The sequence below is a fragment of the uncultured Marinobacter sp. genome (assembly GCF_947488835.1).
GTDB lineage: Bacteria > Pseudomonadota > Gammaproteobacteria > Pseudomonadales > Oleiphilaceae > Marinobacter.
On the sequence record NZ_CANLBK010000003.1, the window covers coordinates 185826 to 200877 of the forward strand.

General features: G+C 57.1%; 11 protein-coding genes. 5 read left to right on the forward strand and 6 right to left on the reverse strand.

The genetic code is table 11. The features are described from left to right. Nucleotides 1-35 precede the first annotated feature (35 nt). The 3 genes from Q0824_RS12330 (at nt 36) to Q0824_RS12340 (ending at nt 2235) form a co-directional block, all read left to right on the forward strand. Entirely contained in the window at nt 36-455 is a 420-nt protein-coding gene (locus tag Q0824_RS12330) for a YkvA family protein (protein ID WP_298450945.1), read from the forward strand. 67 nt (nt 456-522) lie between these two features. Continuing rightward, a complete protein-coding gene (locus Q0824_RS12335; RefSeq protein ID WP_298450948.1) occupies nt 523-1299 on the forward strand; it encodes a MotA/TolQ/ExbB proton channel family protein in 777 nt (258 codons plus the stop codon). A 6-nt stretch (nt 1300-1305) separates the two neighbouring features. Beyond that, the gene (locus Q0824_RS12340; RefSeq protein ID WP_298450951.1) at nt 1306-2235 is read left to right on the forward strand and encodes a flagellar motor protein MotB; all 930 of its coding nucleotides are present in this window, start codon (nt 1306-1308) and stop codon (nt 2233-2235) included. 7 nt (nt 2236-2242) lie between these two features. Here the strand turns inward: Q0824_RS12340 and Q0824_RS12345 are convergent, their stop codons facing one another. The 5 genes from Q0824_RS12345 to Q0824_RS12365 are packed head-to-tail and all read right to left on the reverse strand — an operon-like array spanning nt 2243 to nt 10665. Further along, nucleotides 2243-3328 carry a lipocalin-like domain-containing protein gene (locus Q0824_RS12345; RefSeq protein WP_298450955.1) on the reverse strand — a complete coding sequence of 362 codons (1086 nt, stop codon included), beginning with the start codon at nt 3326-3328 and terminating at the stop codon, nt 2243-2245. Beyond that, a complete protein-coding gene (locus Q0824_RS12350) occupies nt 3325-5619 on the reverse strand; it encodes an ABC transporter permease (RefSeq protein WP_298450958.1) in 2295 nt (764 codons plus the stop codon). Before Q0824_RS12350 ends, Q0824_RS12345 begins: the two co-directional genes overlap by 4 nt. Beyond that, nucleotides 5616-6296, reverse strand: a complete 681-nt coding sequence (locus Q0824_RS12355; protein ID WP_298450961.1) for an ATP-binding cassette domain-containing protein — start codon at nt 6294-6296, stop codon at nt 5616-5618. The genes Q0824_RS12350 and Q0824_RS12355 overlap by 4 nt, the downstream gene beginning before the upstream one ends. After that, a complete protein-coding gene (locus tag Q0824_RS12360) occupies nt 6293-9430 on the reverse strand; it encodes an efflux RND transporter permease subunit (protein ID WP_298450964.1) in 3138 nt (1045 codons plus the stop codon). The genes Q0824_RS12355 and Q0824_RS12360 overlap by 4 nt, the downstream gene beginning before the upstream one ends. Then, nucleotides 9427-10665, reverse strand: coding sequence for an HlyD family efflux transporter periplasmic adaptor subunit (locus tag Q0824_RS12365; protein ID WP_298450967.1), 1239 nt, complete (start codon nt 10663-10665; stop codon nt 9427-9429). The genes Q0824_RS12360 and Q0824_RS12365 overlap by 4 nt, the downstream gene beginning before the upstream one ends. 156 nt (nt 10666-10821) lie before the next feature. Here Q0824_RS12365 and Q0824_RS12370 point away from each other — a divergent pair, with 156 nt between their 5' ends. After that, nucleotides 10822-11247, forward strand: coding sequence for a potassium channel family protein (locus Q0824_RS12370; RefSeq protein ID WP_298451662.1), 426 nt, complete (start codon nt 10822-10824; stop codon nt 11245-11247). A 178-nt stretch (nt 11248-11425) separates the two neighbouring features. On the opposite strand, the gene Q0824_RS12375 is transcribed toward Q0824_RS12370, so the two are convergent. Beyond that, nucleotides 11426-13441 (reverse strand): TonB-dependent receptor, encoded by a 2016-nt coding sequence (locus Q0824_RS12375; RefSeq protein WP_298450970.1) that lies wholly within the window; start codon nt 13439-13441, stop codon nt 11426-11428. A gap of 247 nt (nt 13442-13688) precedes the next feature. Between Q0824_RS12375 and gdhA the strand changes: the two genes are divergently transcribed. Beyond that, a complete protein-coding gene (gene gdhA, locus Q0824_RS12380; protein ID WP_298450972.1) occupies nt 13689-15038 on the forward strand; it encodes an NADP-specific glutamate dehydrogenase in 1350 nt (449 codons plus the stop codon). The last annotated feature ends 14 nt before the right edge of the window (nt 15039-15052 follow it).

Below are 15052 nucleotides of genomic sequence, written 5' to 3' on the forward strand. Positions count from 1 at the left end.
GTAGATCGTTAACCACCAAAAGAGGACTCGTTTTCATGGCCTTGTTCAGCCAGAAGAACGCCCGCAAACAGTTAGATGCCGAAGCCGAGAAAGTAAACCGTGCCGATCTGGAGGCGCTGCTTGAGCGGCAGAAGGCGATTGAGAAAAAGGTCAAAGGCAGTGGCAAGCTGAAACGATTCAGTGCCGATATCAAACTGATGTTTTCCATGATCCGCGACTACTGGAACGGCAGTTATCGAGATGTGCCATGGAAGAGCATAGCGGCCATGGCTGGCGCCCTTCTCTATGTAATGAACCCGCTGGATTTTATCCCCGATATTATCATCGGCATCGGCTTTCTGGACGATGTTGGGGTGGTTGCACTATGTTTGAAGTTGGTCGAGTCTGACTTGCACAAGTATGCAGCCTGGAAAGAAGTTAAAGAAGAAAGCCGGCAATCGGCACAAGCGGATTGATTGAATAATGAACTATAGGTAACCTGAGCCACTTCCCCTTTAAACCCTCAAGTCCCCTGGAGATCACGTGGATTTAGCCACCCTGATTGGCCTTCTTGGTGCCATATTACTGATCGTAACGGCCGTTGTTCTTGGTGCGGCGCCTGGTGTTTTCCTCAACGGGGCATCACTGCTGATCGTAGTTGGTGGAACTCTGCTGGTGGTTCTCGCCAAATTCAGCATCCCGCAGTTTCTTGGTGCCTTCAAGGCGGCTGCCCGGGCGTTCAAGTTCAAGCTCCCGGAAACCCAAACCAGTATTGAAGAGCTGGTAGAAGTTGCAAACATAGCCCGCAAAGAAGGCTCCTTGGGGCTTGAAGGCCGTGAGGTCAGCTCGCCATTCCTCGGTAGTGGCATCCAGATGCTGGTGGATGGTCAAACCGATGACACCATCAAGCAGCTTCTTGATAAAGAACGTCTGATGACACTGGATTACAACCGCTCTGGCTCCAAAGTGTTTACCGCCATGGCGGATGTCGCACCCGCAATGGGCATGATCGGCACCCTGATTGGTTTGGTGCAGATGCTTTCCAATATGGAAGACCCGAAATCCATCGGCCCGGCCATGGCGGTTGCTCTGCTAACCACACTTTACGGCGCAATGATTGCCACCATGATCGCCACTCCCATTGCGGACAAGCTTTCTTTGCGGATGACTGAAGAAGCCCGCATGCAAATGCTCTACACCGATGCGCTAGTGGCCATTCAGCAAGGCATTAACCCACGGGTTATCGAGCAGATGCTATCTAGCTACCTGACTCCAAAAGAGCGCGGCAAGGCGCCTGAGGCGGAGGCCGCCAGCGGATAAGCCCCCATGGATGAGCTCCCAGAAGAGGAAAAACCGGGCATCCCGGCTTGGGTTGTCACCTTTGCCGACCTGATGTCGCTGCTGATGTGCTTCTTTGTGCTTCTGCTGTCGTTTTCTGAAATCGACGCGATGAAGTTCAAGCAGATTGCTGGTGAGCTCTCAAAAGCCTTCGGCGTACAGCGGGATATACCGGCACTGGAAATCCCCATGGGCACCAGCCCGATTTTCGACAAGTTCTCGCCGGCGCCGCCAGAGCCAACGCTGGTTAACGAAATCAAACAGACCACAACCGATCAACAGCCAGAGTTACAGACCCTTAAAAGCCCTACGGAAGATGCGCTGGAATCTGCTGCAAATGAATCTCTTGAAGCCAGTGCCAGCCGCATTCAAGAGGTTCTTGAAGAGGCCATTGACGATGGGCGCATAACAGTAGAAGCCGATCTGGATAAACACAGAATTGTTATCCGGGTTGAAGAAAAGGGCTCGTTCCCCTCGGGCTCAGCAGAGCTGACCTGGGAGTTTGAAAGCCTGCTTCTGGATATGGCAAAGGTACTAGCGGATATGCCCGGGGACCTGACAGTGGAAGGCCATACCGACGACGTTCCCATTCGAACCTCGCGCTTTTACAGCAACTGGGACCTGTCTGCAGCCCGTTCAGCAGCCGTTGCCAATGCCTTGCTAGCTACCGGAGGCGTTGATGCAACGCGCCTGGCCGTTAAAGGTCTGGCTGACACAGAGCCGAGAATAGCCAACACCTCCGCTGAGAACAGGGCAAGAAACCGACGCGTTGAGATCATCATCGATATGTCCGAGCCCCTGGAAGAGCAGCGTATGCGGCTTCGTGAATTAATTGAAAAAGACACAGCCGAGCGCGAGGCCATCATCGACATCCGCCCTGTCAGCCCGGATTCGGATTCAGGGACCATCACCTGGTAACCCACGCTCAGTCGGCATAACCCGTGAGCTCCATATAGCCCACTCCAGAATGGCTTCCTGACACCTCTACCGGGCTCTCCCAATAGGGATAGAGCCCGGCATTAAGGTAATCGCCTAATGGCGCACTCAGCTCCAGATCCACCTGATAGGCCGGAACGCTGAGCTGCCAACGCACAGGTACGCCCTTACGCAGCTCCAGTGCTTTCACGCCAATCTCTTCAGAACTCAAGGGAATGGGATCTCCTTCTGCAGGAAGCCAGGTGCCAGATAGAAAACTGCCGCTGTCGTCCCGCAACTGGAATGCCATCAGCTTATCCCCGCTATCCAGATGCAACGCAAACCAGTCCCATCCTTTTTGCCCGGTTTTCAGAAGCTGGCTGCTCCACTCCCGATCAAACCAGCCTTTACCTGATACCTCCAATGCCTTGCCTTCCAGCACCACCTCGCCGGTTATGGCAATGTCTACCAGGCTGAAGTACATGGAACCCTCGCCACCCACGGATTTGGCGCTGAAGCCCTTATTCCCATGGCCCACGGGCTCGCCCTGAATAGCGAGCGTCAGGTCGTAACTCCAGCCTTCGCCTGCCGCTTGCAGTTGCCAGCGATCGTTATTGGCACTGCCCTGCAGCCACCAGTTATCCAGCCAAACCTGAAAGGGAACGGCCGTTGCCCCCGCATTCCCCATATCGCCGCGGGCCAGCTTTTCCGTAAAGTAGTGCTTCCCCTTCCAACTCACTGCGCCGTGGGCCATCCATGCCGCCTGTAATGGCCAATCGGTTGAATCTGGCCCAGGCTCGGAGGCAACTCTGGGCTGGAGTGCCTGCCGGAACTGGGTCCATTGCACCCCCAAGGGTTCGCCGTCAGTCGTTTCAAGGTTTGCAGTGAGGTACCACCATTCGATCCGATGCTGAGGATGCGGCCCGAAATCAGCGGGGAACCCCAGCCGATCTCCGGGCCCTGGCTGCAAATAGGGCGTTTCTCCTGCAGCGCTTTGCTCAAGCCCCGCCAAACCTGCAAAGCCTTCCTCGCTGGCATCGCCAGAGCAGCCAGCCAATAGCAGTAGCCCCAACAAAAATCCCGGGTACCGGTTCATCGCTCACCTCCCGTCAAGGCGCTGGCAGATACAGGTGCAACGGAGGGTTTGCCAAGTTGCCTGCGCATCAGCGCAGCAATGCTCAAGCCAATGGCCAGGCTAAGAGCGCCAAGCTCCAGCCAGAATGCCGGGTACACGGCCATAGGCAGCGACCAGCCAAATGCCAGTGGATTGATCCGGTGCACCAGCACCCAGGTGAGCCAGATACCCAAAGGCAGGGCCAGCAAGGCAATACCGCCAGTCAGCGCCAATGCCAACCGCAGCAACTGGCCTGCAACTTCCTGCTGCGACATACCCCACACCACCAGAAGCCGGAAGTACCAGGCTCGAGTGGTGAAAAATACCCAACCCATCATCAACAACGCGGACGCTGCCAGAATCAGGGTAAGCAGTGTCATGGCGCGGGTTAACGCAAAGGTCTGATCAAACACGCCGGTCGCCAGCTCGCGAATGGTGCTGTTGTCTCTCATGGATAGGGTTTCAACACTCCAGATCCGTTTTAATCCATCGGTAACAGGTCCAATCCCCAACTCACCCGGCGTTATGGAGAAGCTCTCGGAGCGGGCGTTGAAATTATCAGGCAGGGCTTCTGCATTCAGCAAAACCTCGCCCACCGGGCGGCCATAGTCCGGGTAAACCCCGAGAATCCGCATGTCCCGAGTCTGCTCGTCGAGAACCAATTGCAGAGTATCCCCAACCCCAAGCTTTTGCCTGCGGGCCAGCTGCTCGTTGATCATTACGCCCTTATTGCCAGCCAACGCCTCCCAGGGGTGATCTTCCGCTTCCAACAGTCCCCACCCGGTTATCAGAGAGCTTATGGGCGCAAGCGCGTAAATATCCACCTGCTGGCTGCTTGCAGCAGCCTTGTCTGCCATCCGGGTGCTGCCCCGAATTACCTGATGCCACTGCATGCCCGGATTACTTGCCTTGTGGCCGGTGAGCCAATCAGCTGCTTTTCGGCTGTCTGCCCCAGCGGGCACTTCAATGTAATAGGCTGCTTCCAGCCGCTGCCCCAGCCAGCGATCAAAGGTATTTTCAAAGGTGGTGACCAAAGCCTGAATCGCCAGCACCATGGCGAGGGCAAACTGCAAGGCGACCAATGGCAATGTCAGACGACGCGCCAGCACAGCGAGTTCCCTGTAGCGCCACCGGGCAAGCGGGGCTTTCGACTGATCTGCGCGCCAATTGGCAAAGCGAGTAACCGTGACGGGTGTCAGCCAGCCAGCACCGGCAAACACCAGAGCCACCGCAACAAACACCCAAAGCAGCGATGGCGCCAACCAGGCCATAACCAGCCCCGCCATAAACAAAGCCGTCGCCAAACCTAACCGCTTTGGTACAGACAAAGACAAGCGTTCACGGAATCTGAGCAACAGCAGATCCCCCAAACAGGCAATCACAACCACAGCCAGCATAACCAGGACAGGCGTTATCCAACCCTGCCCATGCCCGGCATAAAGGGGTATATCAAACAATCCATCAAGGGCTTGACCAAAACCACCCCCCAGGCCGGCCGCCAGCCACCGCCCAAGCCATACGCCGGGCACCACACAGATCAGCGTCAGTGCGATGATTTCCACCACCAGCCAACGTTGAACCTGCCCTGGCAAGACCCCGAACCGGTGTAACAACGCAAAGCCGTCCCGGCGTTGCGCCAGCCCCAGCAGGTAGACGCTACGCAACAGCAGAGCCGTAATGAGCAGAACCAGAACCCCCAAGGCTTCAAGATTGAGCAGAAAGCTGTCCCCCAGCTCGCCTGTTTCCGGGCCGGTCGCGAAGGTTCTCAGGTGATAGCCATTGGGCAAATCAGAGGCTTGCGTAGAATCAGGGGTCAGCAGATAAAAACGGCTTTCACGAGCGGGGGTGTCAGCAGCGCTGCTCATATCCACAAAAGGCTTTCCATCCAAAGGCTGATCCAGTGCTTCGGATGCTCCCGTGCCAAAGCAGTGGGCGGCCAAAGGATCCACTCCGATAATACGACTACCAGAATCCGGAGTGACTTCGAGCCAAGGCATTACACACACACCAGCAAGGCGAAGGGACACAAAGTCTTCAACCATCAAAGCATGGCCATCATCCCTGACCACTTGCTGGCGCTCTGCCACCGCTTGTTCGCTCTGCTCAAGGCTCGCTCGCGCCTGGCTGGTGAGTTGATTCACCCCGGTCCACAACATGGTGGCAAGAACGATCATAGTCGCCAGGGCGAGCAGCTGCAGAGGGTGACGGCGATAATGGCTGAGCAGGGCCCGCGGTATGGGCAATGACGATGAGAAAGAAATGCGCCGCTTCATACGGCGCTCAGATGGCCAAGATCCAGAAGCTGTTGGCAACCGGCGGCTAGCTCGACATCGTGGGTTGCCAGTATCAAGCTGCAACCGTGACGTGCCTGAAGGTCAAATAATACCTGGGCAACCTCGGCGGCTGTCTGGCGATCAAGGCTGCCCGTGGGCTCGTCTGCCAGCATTAGTGCGGGCTCCATGGCGAACACCATAGCCAGTGCCGCTCGCTGGCGTTGGCCGCCGGATACCTGATCCGGGTAGCGCCGGGCCAGATCACCTATATCCAGACGCGTCAGCCAGTCCTCACTGTTGGCCGGATCACGACCGGCAAGCTGGGCGCGAAACCGCACATTCTCCAGTAGCGTCAGGGCGGGCATCAGGTTAGCTTCCTGAAACACCACGCCAATCTGCTGCCGGCGCAAGCTGGCCCATGCCGCAGCCTTTTTTCGTGCCGCTGCACCGCCCGCCTCAAAAACCTGTCCCTGCATGACGATGGTGCCGGCATCCGGTGATTCCAGGCCACATAACAGGTTCAGCAGTGTGCTTTTACCGGAGCCGGAGCGTCCGGTCAGCGCCAAAGACTGCCCCTCACCCATGGTGAATGACAGTTTTTCGATCACCGGGACGGTTTCATTGCCGCTGACGAAATGCTTGCTCAAGCCCCGAACAGCCAGCAGAGACTCTGTCATATTGGCTCCCCTCCTTGCCTCCATTCACGAAACTGTTCCAGCAAGGATAGCAGGGCCGGAATAATCACCAGCACCAGAACAGTAGACAGCCCCAGGCCAAATGCAATCGAGGTGGCCATGGGAACCAGGAACTGCGCTTGCAATGAGGTTTCAAACAGCAGGGGTAACAACCCACCTATGGTGGTCAGCGAGGTCAGCAATACAGCACGCACCCGCTGCACGGCGGCTTCGTTCAGTGCTTCGTTAATGCCCAATCCTTTCTCACGTTGGTGGTTGTAGAAAGACACCAGAATGATCGCGTTATTCACCACAATGCCTGCCAGTCCAAACAGCCCAAACAGGGATAGCACCGTGAGCTGAATCCCCATCACCCAGTGGCCCAGAAGGGCACCCACCAGTGCAAAGGGGATGATCGCCATCACGATCAACGGCAAACTCCAGGAGGCGAACACCCAGGCGAGGATCACGTACATCAGGGCGATACCGACCACCAGGCCGGTTTTCATATCCGCAATGGTTTCCCGCTGATCCGCCGACCGGCCTTCAAAGCTGTAGCGCAGGTTGTAGCGGCTGGCGATGTCCGGCAGGGCGTCGGCCTCCAGGCTTTCAATAATCTGGTCAGTGGTGCTTACCCGCGTGTTCAAGGCGGAGGTTACCTCTACGGCCAGCTTGCCATCGGCATGGCGCAGTGCCTCGAAACCCTGGCGGTGATCCAGGTTCATTACCTGCCCCAGTGGCACGAAGCGGCCATCCGGTATGCGCACGGTCACGCGAGAGAGTGTGGATAAACGCTCGCGCTGGTCCCGGGGCAGCTGCACCCGCACTTCCATCTCATCACGACCGTCCTGATAGATCTGGGCAACCCTGCCATCAAATGCTGCTCGCAACTGACTACCCAAATCGGTCGTGGTGAGGCCCAGCGCCTCGCCATAAGCACTGGCCTGATAGATCAACTGCTCACGCCCCCAGGGCATGTCATCTTCTACATCCAGCACGCCAGGCAATGTTGATAACGCCTGCGCCAGCTCTTCTGCCGCAGACTTCAGGTTCTGTGCATTCTCTCCGGTAAGCCGCACATTCACATCCCGGCCCGGCGGCCCAGCCTGACGCTCGGAAATGGACAGGTTATCCAGCCCCGCAGGCAGGTTCAGGCGACTACGCCATTCATTGATCAATTCAGGGTTGCGCACCTCACGCTGGTCCGACGGCGCCAGCTCAATCATTATGGAACCCAGCTCATCACCGGCGCGAGAGCTTCCACCGCCACCCAGGGTGGCGCCTTCAGTAGTCACTGCATGCAATATGAGATTGCCGCCCAAGGCCGATTCCGTCTCGTTCAGCGCCTTTTGCATATCCACCATAAACCGGTCTACGGTTTTACTGTCGGTGCCCGCAACAAAGCTGGCATTGGCGTAAAGCACAGACGGCTCGGGTGTGGGGAAGAAGTTGAACCCGAGACGACCACCGGCCAGTAGCCCAACGGTAACCAGCGCCAGGGCCAGAACACAGGCCATGGTGATGCCACGGTTCTCCAGGCTACGCTGGGAAAACCGGCGGAAGGGGCCTTCGCGAAAGCGATCAAACCGGCGCTCGAACCCATTGCGGAAACGTGCAATGGGGTTACGGCTGGGCTCGGCAGGTTCCGGGATACTCTTGTTCGCATTCCGAGGCTTGAACGCGTGCCGCAAGTGCGCTGGCAGAACAATGAAGCATTCAAGCAGCGACGCAATTAGCACGCAGATCATGATGACGGGAATATCGCCAAGGATATTACCGATAACACCCCCCACAACCAGCAATGGCATAAACGCGGCAACGGTGGTCAACGACGACGCCAATACAGGCCACACCATGCGTTTTGCCGCGCCTTCCGAGGCGTAAATAGAGGCCTCTCCCATGCGGGCATGGGCGTCGGCGTCTTCCCCCACCACAATGGCATCGTCCACAATCACCCCCAGCGCCATAATCAGCGCAAACAGGGACATCATGTTGATGGAGCCGCCAATCAGCCAGAACACACCAAGCGCTGCCAGAAAGGCTGTTGGAATCCCCACTGCCACCCAAAGGGCAACACGCCCAGGCAGGAACAGGTAGAGCAGGCAAACCACCAGTATCAGGCCACTAAGGCCGTTACTGGTGAGGAGTGAAATACGGTCGTTCAGCAGCTGCCAGGTCTCATCGTAAACCTCCAGCTGTATCGTAGGCGGCAACGTGGCTTGGGTATCATCAAGCCATTGTTCCAGAACCTTGGCGGCTGCCAGGGAGTTACCGTTTTCAGATCTCTGCAGTTGCAATTCAATGGCCGGAAAACCATTGCGGGTGAGAGCCACCTGGCTTTCGCGATCTTCCTGACGAACATCGGCAATGTCCCCCAGCCGCAACTGAACACGTTCACCACTGAGCACTGGCAAGGATTCAAACGCTTGCGGGCTGCGCCGCTGCTCTACCGATCGCAGCTCACGGGCTGCATCCTGCTGTGCCATGATCCCGGCGGGTAAATCCCGCGAAACCGATGCCACTCTGTCGGCAATCTGCCCGAGCGCAAGCCCCAGCGTCTCCAGCCTTTCCACCGGAACATCAATGCTGATTTGCTGCTCCGGCAGGCCGCGGAAAGACACCCTATCTATACCGCGCTGCAGAAGTTCGTCTTCATAGCGGTAAGCCAGAGCCCGCAGTTCGAGGCGATCCACATCACCGAACACCAGCAATCGGGCGACGGGCTCGTAGCGCTCAATCCGGGCGACCCGGGGTTCCTCGGCGTCTGTGGGCAGGTTGTTGAATTCATCCACCTGCTGGCGCACATCATCCAGGGCGGTGATCGGGTTAGTGCCTTCCTGAAACTCCAGAGTGATGGATGCAATGCTCTGGGCCGAAGTGGAGGTCATCTTCTTGAGGCCATTCACACTGCGCAGTCGCTGTTCCAGAGGATTGGTAATACCCTGCTCCACATCTTCTGCGGAGGCACCACTCCAGACCACGCGCACGCTGACCACGTCCAACGCAAAGGTGGGGAAAAACTGCACATTCATACGGGTAATGCCCAGCGTACCGGCAAGCAGCATCATCAACATCACCAGGTTGCCAGCAACCTTGTGATGGACAAAAAAACCTATGACGCCTTTTCTGCGCCTCATTGAACCGGGCTCCCGTCGCTGGCCACGTCTACTTTAAGGCCAGTGAGGGCATTGGGAAGATGGGTAATAATCAGCTGAGCGCCAGGCTTGAGCGCTTCACCGGCAACCAGAAGACGCCGCTCACCATTGGCAGAGAGCGCTTCGCCTACCCGTTCAACAGACACACGCTGCATGCGGTTATCGTCTGCCATCAGGTACACATTGTTGGCGCCATACAAGGCACTGAACGGAATGGCCACAGCCTGGCTGCGCTCTGGCCGCTCAAGGATAACGGGTAACAGGGCGCCAGGCCGCAAGCCCGCTGAATCTCCCGCCAGTGCGAGGATTGCTTCGGTTCCGGCAGGGTCGCTAATTCCGGCGAAGCGCTCCAGCCGGAAGCGAATCTCGCGCTGATCGCTGTAGGCAAAAAGGTCTCTACCCTCCGCCAATGCACCCATCAGCTCCGCCCGATACAGGTCAGGCACTCGGGCCCGGAGCTCCAGACCCTCTATTGCATACACGGAGAGCAGTTTCTGGTTTTTCGATACCTGGTCGCCCAGAGCCACCTGAACATCTGTGACAACACCGTCAAACGGGGCCACAACCCGGGAGCGCTCGGCATCCCGCTGCGTGGTCGCAAGCGTGGCTTCTGCCTGTGCAAGCCTGGCCTCCAGGCTTTGCAGCCGCGCCGGGTGTTCGTCTATGGCGCGCTGGCGAATGCTGGCAGTTAACTCAGCCCTGGCGGCGCCGTCCGTTACGCTCTCCAGGTTCTCTCGGGAGGCAAGGTTGCGGTCTACCAGCGAACGCGTACGCTCCAACTGTCGGTGGGCATTCGCTAGGATGGCCTGCTCGCTTTTGAGCGCAGCCTGATCATTGCTGTAGCGCACCTGTTCCGCGCGAATCTGTGCCTCAAGGTCGGCCACCTGCGCTTTCGCCTGGGCCAGCACAGGCTCTACATCCTGAGCGTCCAGAGCCACCAGCAAGTCACCGGCGTTCACTCGCTGCCCTTCTGCCACGGACCGCTCTGATATGCGGCCAGCCATAGCAGCAACCACCAGCATCTGCTCCGGGGCGACTACTTCGCCGTACAAAGGCAGCACGGGCGTGTGCAGGGTTGGTTCAACCACTTGAACCTGCACCCGCCAGCTTCGCTCAGTTGCAGAAACCTGGGCGGGCTCCGGACGGGTCATTTTCAAAAACAGGAAGCCCAAAACTCCGGCGGCGAGAATAATTACGGGTATAAATCGTTTGGACATAGCGTGTGGGCCAGCTAAGGTAAATAAAGCTCCGCCACAAGACGGGAACGAGTAACGAGATGCCTCTGAAAGACACCTCCGGATTGCTATAAACGAATTGCTATAAAAAGTACCTTCAGGAGTTCTATACGTTTGTTCTCAGAAGATTATGCCAACCTGCTCAGTGCCACAATCATCAACGCCTTCATTGTAGTGGTTGTGGTGTTTATGCACCGCGAGGCGCTTGTGCGGCTGAGCGCCTTACTGAAAATAATGCACAGCCAACACCATCTGCGCCTGGTCACTGCCGTTCTGGGTGTGTTGCTGGCCCACACAGCACAGGTGTGGGTGTTTGCAGCAGCCTATTTTTTCATGCACCACGCCGATACATGGGGCACGCTGGAAGGCAACTTCAACGGCAGCTTTCTCGACTGCGTTTACTTTTCTTTCAGCACCTTCACCACCGTTGGCTATGGTGATATCGAACCCTTGGGCGCACTGCGTTTTCTGACCGGAATCGAAGGGCTCACAGGGTTGGTACTAATTACCTGGAGCGCTTCGTTCCTGTTTATGAAAATGCAGCGTTACTGGGCGGGCAGCTAACCTTTCAACCCACTCGTACCCGTTATCCGCCTGCACAATTCAAGCATAGCCCGAAACACCGGCAACGTTTCAGCCCCGGGCTCTTGAGAATAAAAAAACCCCACGCTGGGAGTTTATCCTGCATGGGGCAAAGTGTTACCCGCCGGCTATGAGTAGCGGGCAACCGCCATTGCAAGGTTTACCACCTGGCCGTCAATGCCGCTCGCAAGGTGCGCCCCGGCTCATTCACACGGATCGCGTCAGGATTGAACGGATCGGTGTTTGCGCGGCTCACGTGCGGCGCCCAGGTGTTATCAAACAGGTTATCCAGAGCCCAATTAAAGGTGAGGTACTCCATTAACGGATGGCTACCGGAAAGGTTGAAAACGCCATACCCGGGCGAAACCCCCGCATCCAGCCCCGATTGGGGATCGATACGATCCTGACGGCGGGCAAGCTGCCATTCGGCCTCAATGCTATGGCCCATCGCCTGCCAGCCCAAAGTTTGCACAAATTGAACCGGGGGAATCTGTGGCAGGGCTTTATCATCATCACGGTTTTCGCCGCGAACCGACGCCAAGGCACTGCTGCTGCTCCAGGTGCCGTCGGTCCATCCAATCACTGCCTCAACACCCAACAAGCGAGCATCTATGTTCTTGTAGCGAGTACAACCGTTAGCTTTGACGCACTGAGCCTGCGTTTCTTTGTAGCGCAGCACAAAATCATCCACCTGATCGACCCATACAACTGGCTTCCAGTTCCACTGGTTTTTGCTGCCACTCAGGGCTAACTCCAGCTTGTAATGCTTTTCAGTATCCAGACCTGGGTTGCCAATCCAGCTGTCGCCCATGGTATTGCGCGCCAGGTAGCGCTCCGTAACACTGGGGCTGCGCACACTGCGGCTGCCAGTCAGGGTTAGCGCCTGGTTCTGTGGCAGGCGCCATTCGCCAGATACGAACCCGCTCACGTTGTTATCTTCAACGTCTACATCCGCCGTACCGTATGCACTCTGGTAAAGCATGGCCGGAGTCATACCCATGCTCGCCACATCGTCCGCTTTGGTGGCACTCATTTCCACACGGTCGTAACGCAGGCCCGCACCCACTTTTATGTCACGGGCAATGCGCCGAAAGCCCTCAGCAAATATCCCGGCACGTTCACGCTCTACACCCGGCCACATGAGTGAAACCGTCATTGGCATAGGGTTACTGACGTTGAACAGTGTGGCATCCCAGTCGTTTGCCTCAAGATCTGCACCCACGGCCCAATCGATTACGCTGTTCGGGCTTTGATCGAGCGTAAAACGCAGGCCTCGGGTTTCGGTGATGGAATCCGTTTGCATCTTCATCATGCCAGCCGGGCGCAGGCTGAAGTTATCCATGATGTGATCCACATCGGCCTGCCACGCGAGCAAGCTCCACTCGCCCTTTGCTACCGGAGAACCGATCTCCATGCGGTAAATATCTGTGTCGGTTTGCGGTGCATCCATACCGGAACCGGCGTATTTCACATCGCTTTCTTCCTGCCGGCTCACCATGGCCTTGATGAAGAAACCAGTCTCCGCCGTCCAGGTAGCGTCGGCGCGGCCTTCGGCATTTTCGTAGGCGCTACGTACTTTGTTGCCATCACCGTCTTCGTAATCGTTCGCTTCATCATATCCGCCAGACAGTCTTAACCAGGCCGCCTCACTGCCCACGGCCGCTGCCGCATTCACCAGCTTGCCGTTTCCATTATCTGACCCTCCAACCGTTACCTGGCCGGTGGTCGCGCTGCCATTGAACCGAGGCTCTGCGGTAGTGGCAATCACCTGCCCGCCGGCAATGGGGCCCCAACGCAGGGTGCGGTTGTTAGTTCGGACTTCCAGAGCCGGTGCCAGCGCGCTGCTCAGGCGACTCGTTGGCGGGTCCATGCGATTGGGGCAAGCGCCTTCCACCCGAATGCCATCCAGCAGCACATCCACTCTTTCCTGACTTTGCCCGCGCACCAAAGGTTCCAGACCGCGACCGCCCATCCGGGAGAGTGAGACCGCGGGGTCTGAGGCGAGCCGATTGACCGGCTCACTTGCCAGCACCGTAGAAGTCTTTTCAGCTACCTGCCCCTCGGTTACCCGGATAACAAGGCTATCCCCGGAGGCTTGCGCCAGCGCGAGAGCAGGTATTCCTGCGAGTCCTAAAGCCGCGATCCACGCGCATTTCGCAAATACTGGTTCTTTCATGCAACTGCTTCCCCGGGGGCGTTTCCACCTATTAATCTGTAGAACAAACGTGTCCGGGAATGATAAACAGGCAGCCGCCGCAGCGCGTGAGACACAATGCCGCATCTCTATGGGGGTATGCCGTCAGCCCCCTACCGCAGGGGCTCGCTTGCCAAACCTGCCGCAATATGGTCAAATCACCGCCCCATTTTTCCACCATCCTTTCCACTTTCCTGCAATAAGCAAGAACCGAAATGAGGAAGACTCTATGACCGCCCGACTTGATGAGAAACTGGAACTGATTTACCAAGACGTTCTGCACCGCAATCCGGGTGAAAACGAGTTCCACCAAGCTGTACACGAAGTTCTGGAGACTCTGGGGCCCGTTCTGGTGAAATATCCGGAATTTGCCGAGAAGAAGATTATTCAGCGCATCTGCGAACCAGAGCGCCAGATTATTTTCCGCGTGCCCTGGCAGGACGATAAAGGCGAGATCCACATCAACCGCGCCTTCCGCGTGGAATTCAACAGTGCCCTGGGCCCCTACAAGGGCGGCATGCGTTTTCACCCATCCGTATACCTGGGCATTATCAAATTCCTGGGCTTCGAGCAGATCTTCAAAAACGCCCTGACCGGCCTGCCTATCGGCGGCGGCAAAGGCGGCAGTGACTTTGACCCCAAAGGTCGTTCAGACGACGAAATCATGCGTTTTTGCCAGAGCCTGATGACCGAGCTGTATCGTCACATTGGTGAGTACACAGATGTACCTGCCGGTGACATTGGCGTGGGCGGGCGCGAAATTGGCTACATGTTTGGCCAGTACAAACGCATCACAAACCGCTACGAGTCTGGCGTACTTACCGGCAAAGGCCTCGACTGGGGCGGCAGCCGTGCACGTACAGAAGCAACTGGCTACGGCACCGTGTTCTTCACACATGAGATGCTGAAAGCCCGTGGCGACTCCATGGAAGGCAAAAAAGTGGTTGTTTCCGGCTCCGGTAACGTCGCCATCTACGCCATTGCAAAAGCCCACGAGCTAGGTGCCAAGGTTATTGCCTGCTCCGATTCCAGCGGCATCATCGTGGATGAAAAAGGTCTCGACCTGGCTGCTCTGAAGCAGATCAAGGAAGTGGATCGTCGGCGCCTCAGCGCCTACACCGAGTTCCACAAAGACGCGAAATACGTCAAGGGCGGCAGCATCTGGTCCATTCCTTGCGATATCGCACTGCCCTGCGCCACTCAGAACGAGCTGAATGCCAACGACGCAAAAACTCTGGTTGAAAATGGCTGTATTGCAGTTGCTGAAGGCGCCAACATGCCCACCACGCCGGAAGGGATTGCCATCTTCCAGCAGGCCAAGATTATGTACGGCCCGGGCAAGGCAGCCAATGCCGGCGGTGTGGCAACGTCTGCTCTGGAAATGCAACAGAATGCCAGCCGTGATTCATGGTCCTTCGACTACACGCAGAAGCGCCTTGAGGACATCATGATTGATATCCACAAGAGCTGCTATGAAACCTCAGCTGAGTTTGGCTCGGAAGGCAACTACGTACTGGGCGCCAACGTAACCGGCTTTATCAAGGTCGCCCGCGCTATGCAGTCTATGGGCGTTATCTGATTATGGAGTAAGGC

Coding starts and splice junctions, on each gene's coding strand:
- Q0824_RS12330 (WP_298450945.1), top strand. CDS start 36: ATGGCCTTGTTCAGCCAGAAGAACGCCCGCAAACAGTTAGATGCCGAA.
- Q0824_RS12340 (WP_298450951.1), top strand. CDS start 1,306: ATGGATGAGCTCCCAGAAGAGGAAAAACCGGGCATCCCGGCTTGGGTT.
- Q0824_RS12345 (WP_298450955.1), bottom strand. CDS start 3,328: ATGAACCGGTACCCGGGATTTTTGTTGGGGCTACTGCTATTGGCTGGC.
- Q0824_RS12350 (WP_298450958.1), bottom strand. CDS start 5,619: ATGAAGCGGCGCATTTCTTTCTCATCGTCATTGCCCATACCGCGGGCC.
- Q0824_RS12355 (WP_298450961.1), bottom strand. CDS start 6,296: ATGACAGAGTCTCTGCTGGCTGTTCGGGGCTTGAGCAAGCATTTCGTC.
- Q0824_RS12360 (WP_298450964.1), bottom strand. CDS start 9,430: ATGAGGCGCAGAAAAGGCGTCATAGGTTTTTTTGTCCATCACAAGGTT.
- Q0824_RS12365 (WP_298450967.1), bottom strand. CDS start 10,665: ATGTCCAAACGATTTATACCCGTAATTATTCTCGCCGCCGGAGTTTTG.
- Q0824_RS12375 (WP_298450970.1), bottom strand. CDS start 13,441: ATGAAAGAACCAGTATTTGCGAAATGCGCGTGGATCGCGGCTTTAGGA.
- gdhA (WP_298450972.1), top strand. CDS start 13,689: ATGACCGCCCGACTTGATGAGAAACTGGAACTGATTTACCAAGACGTT.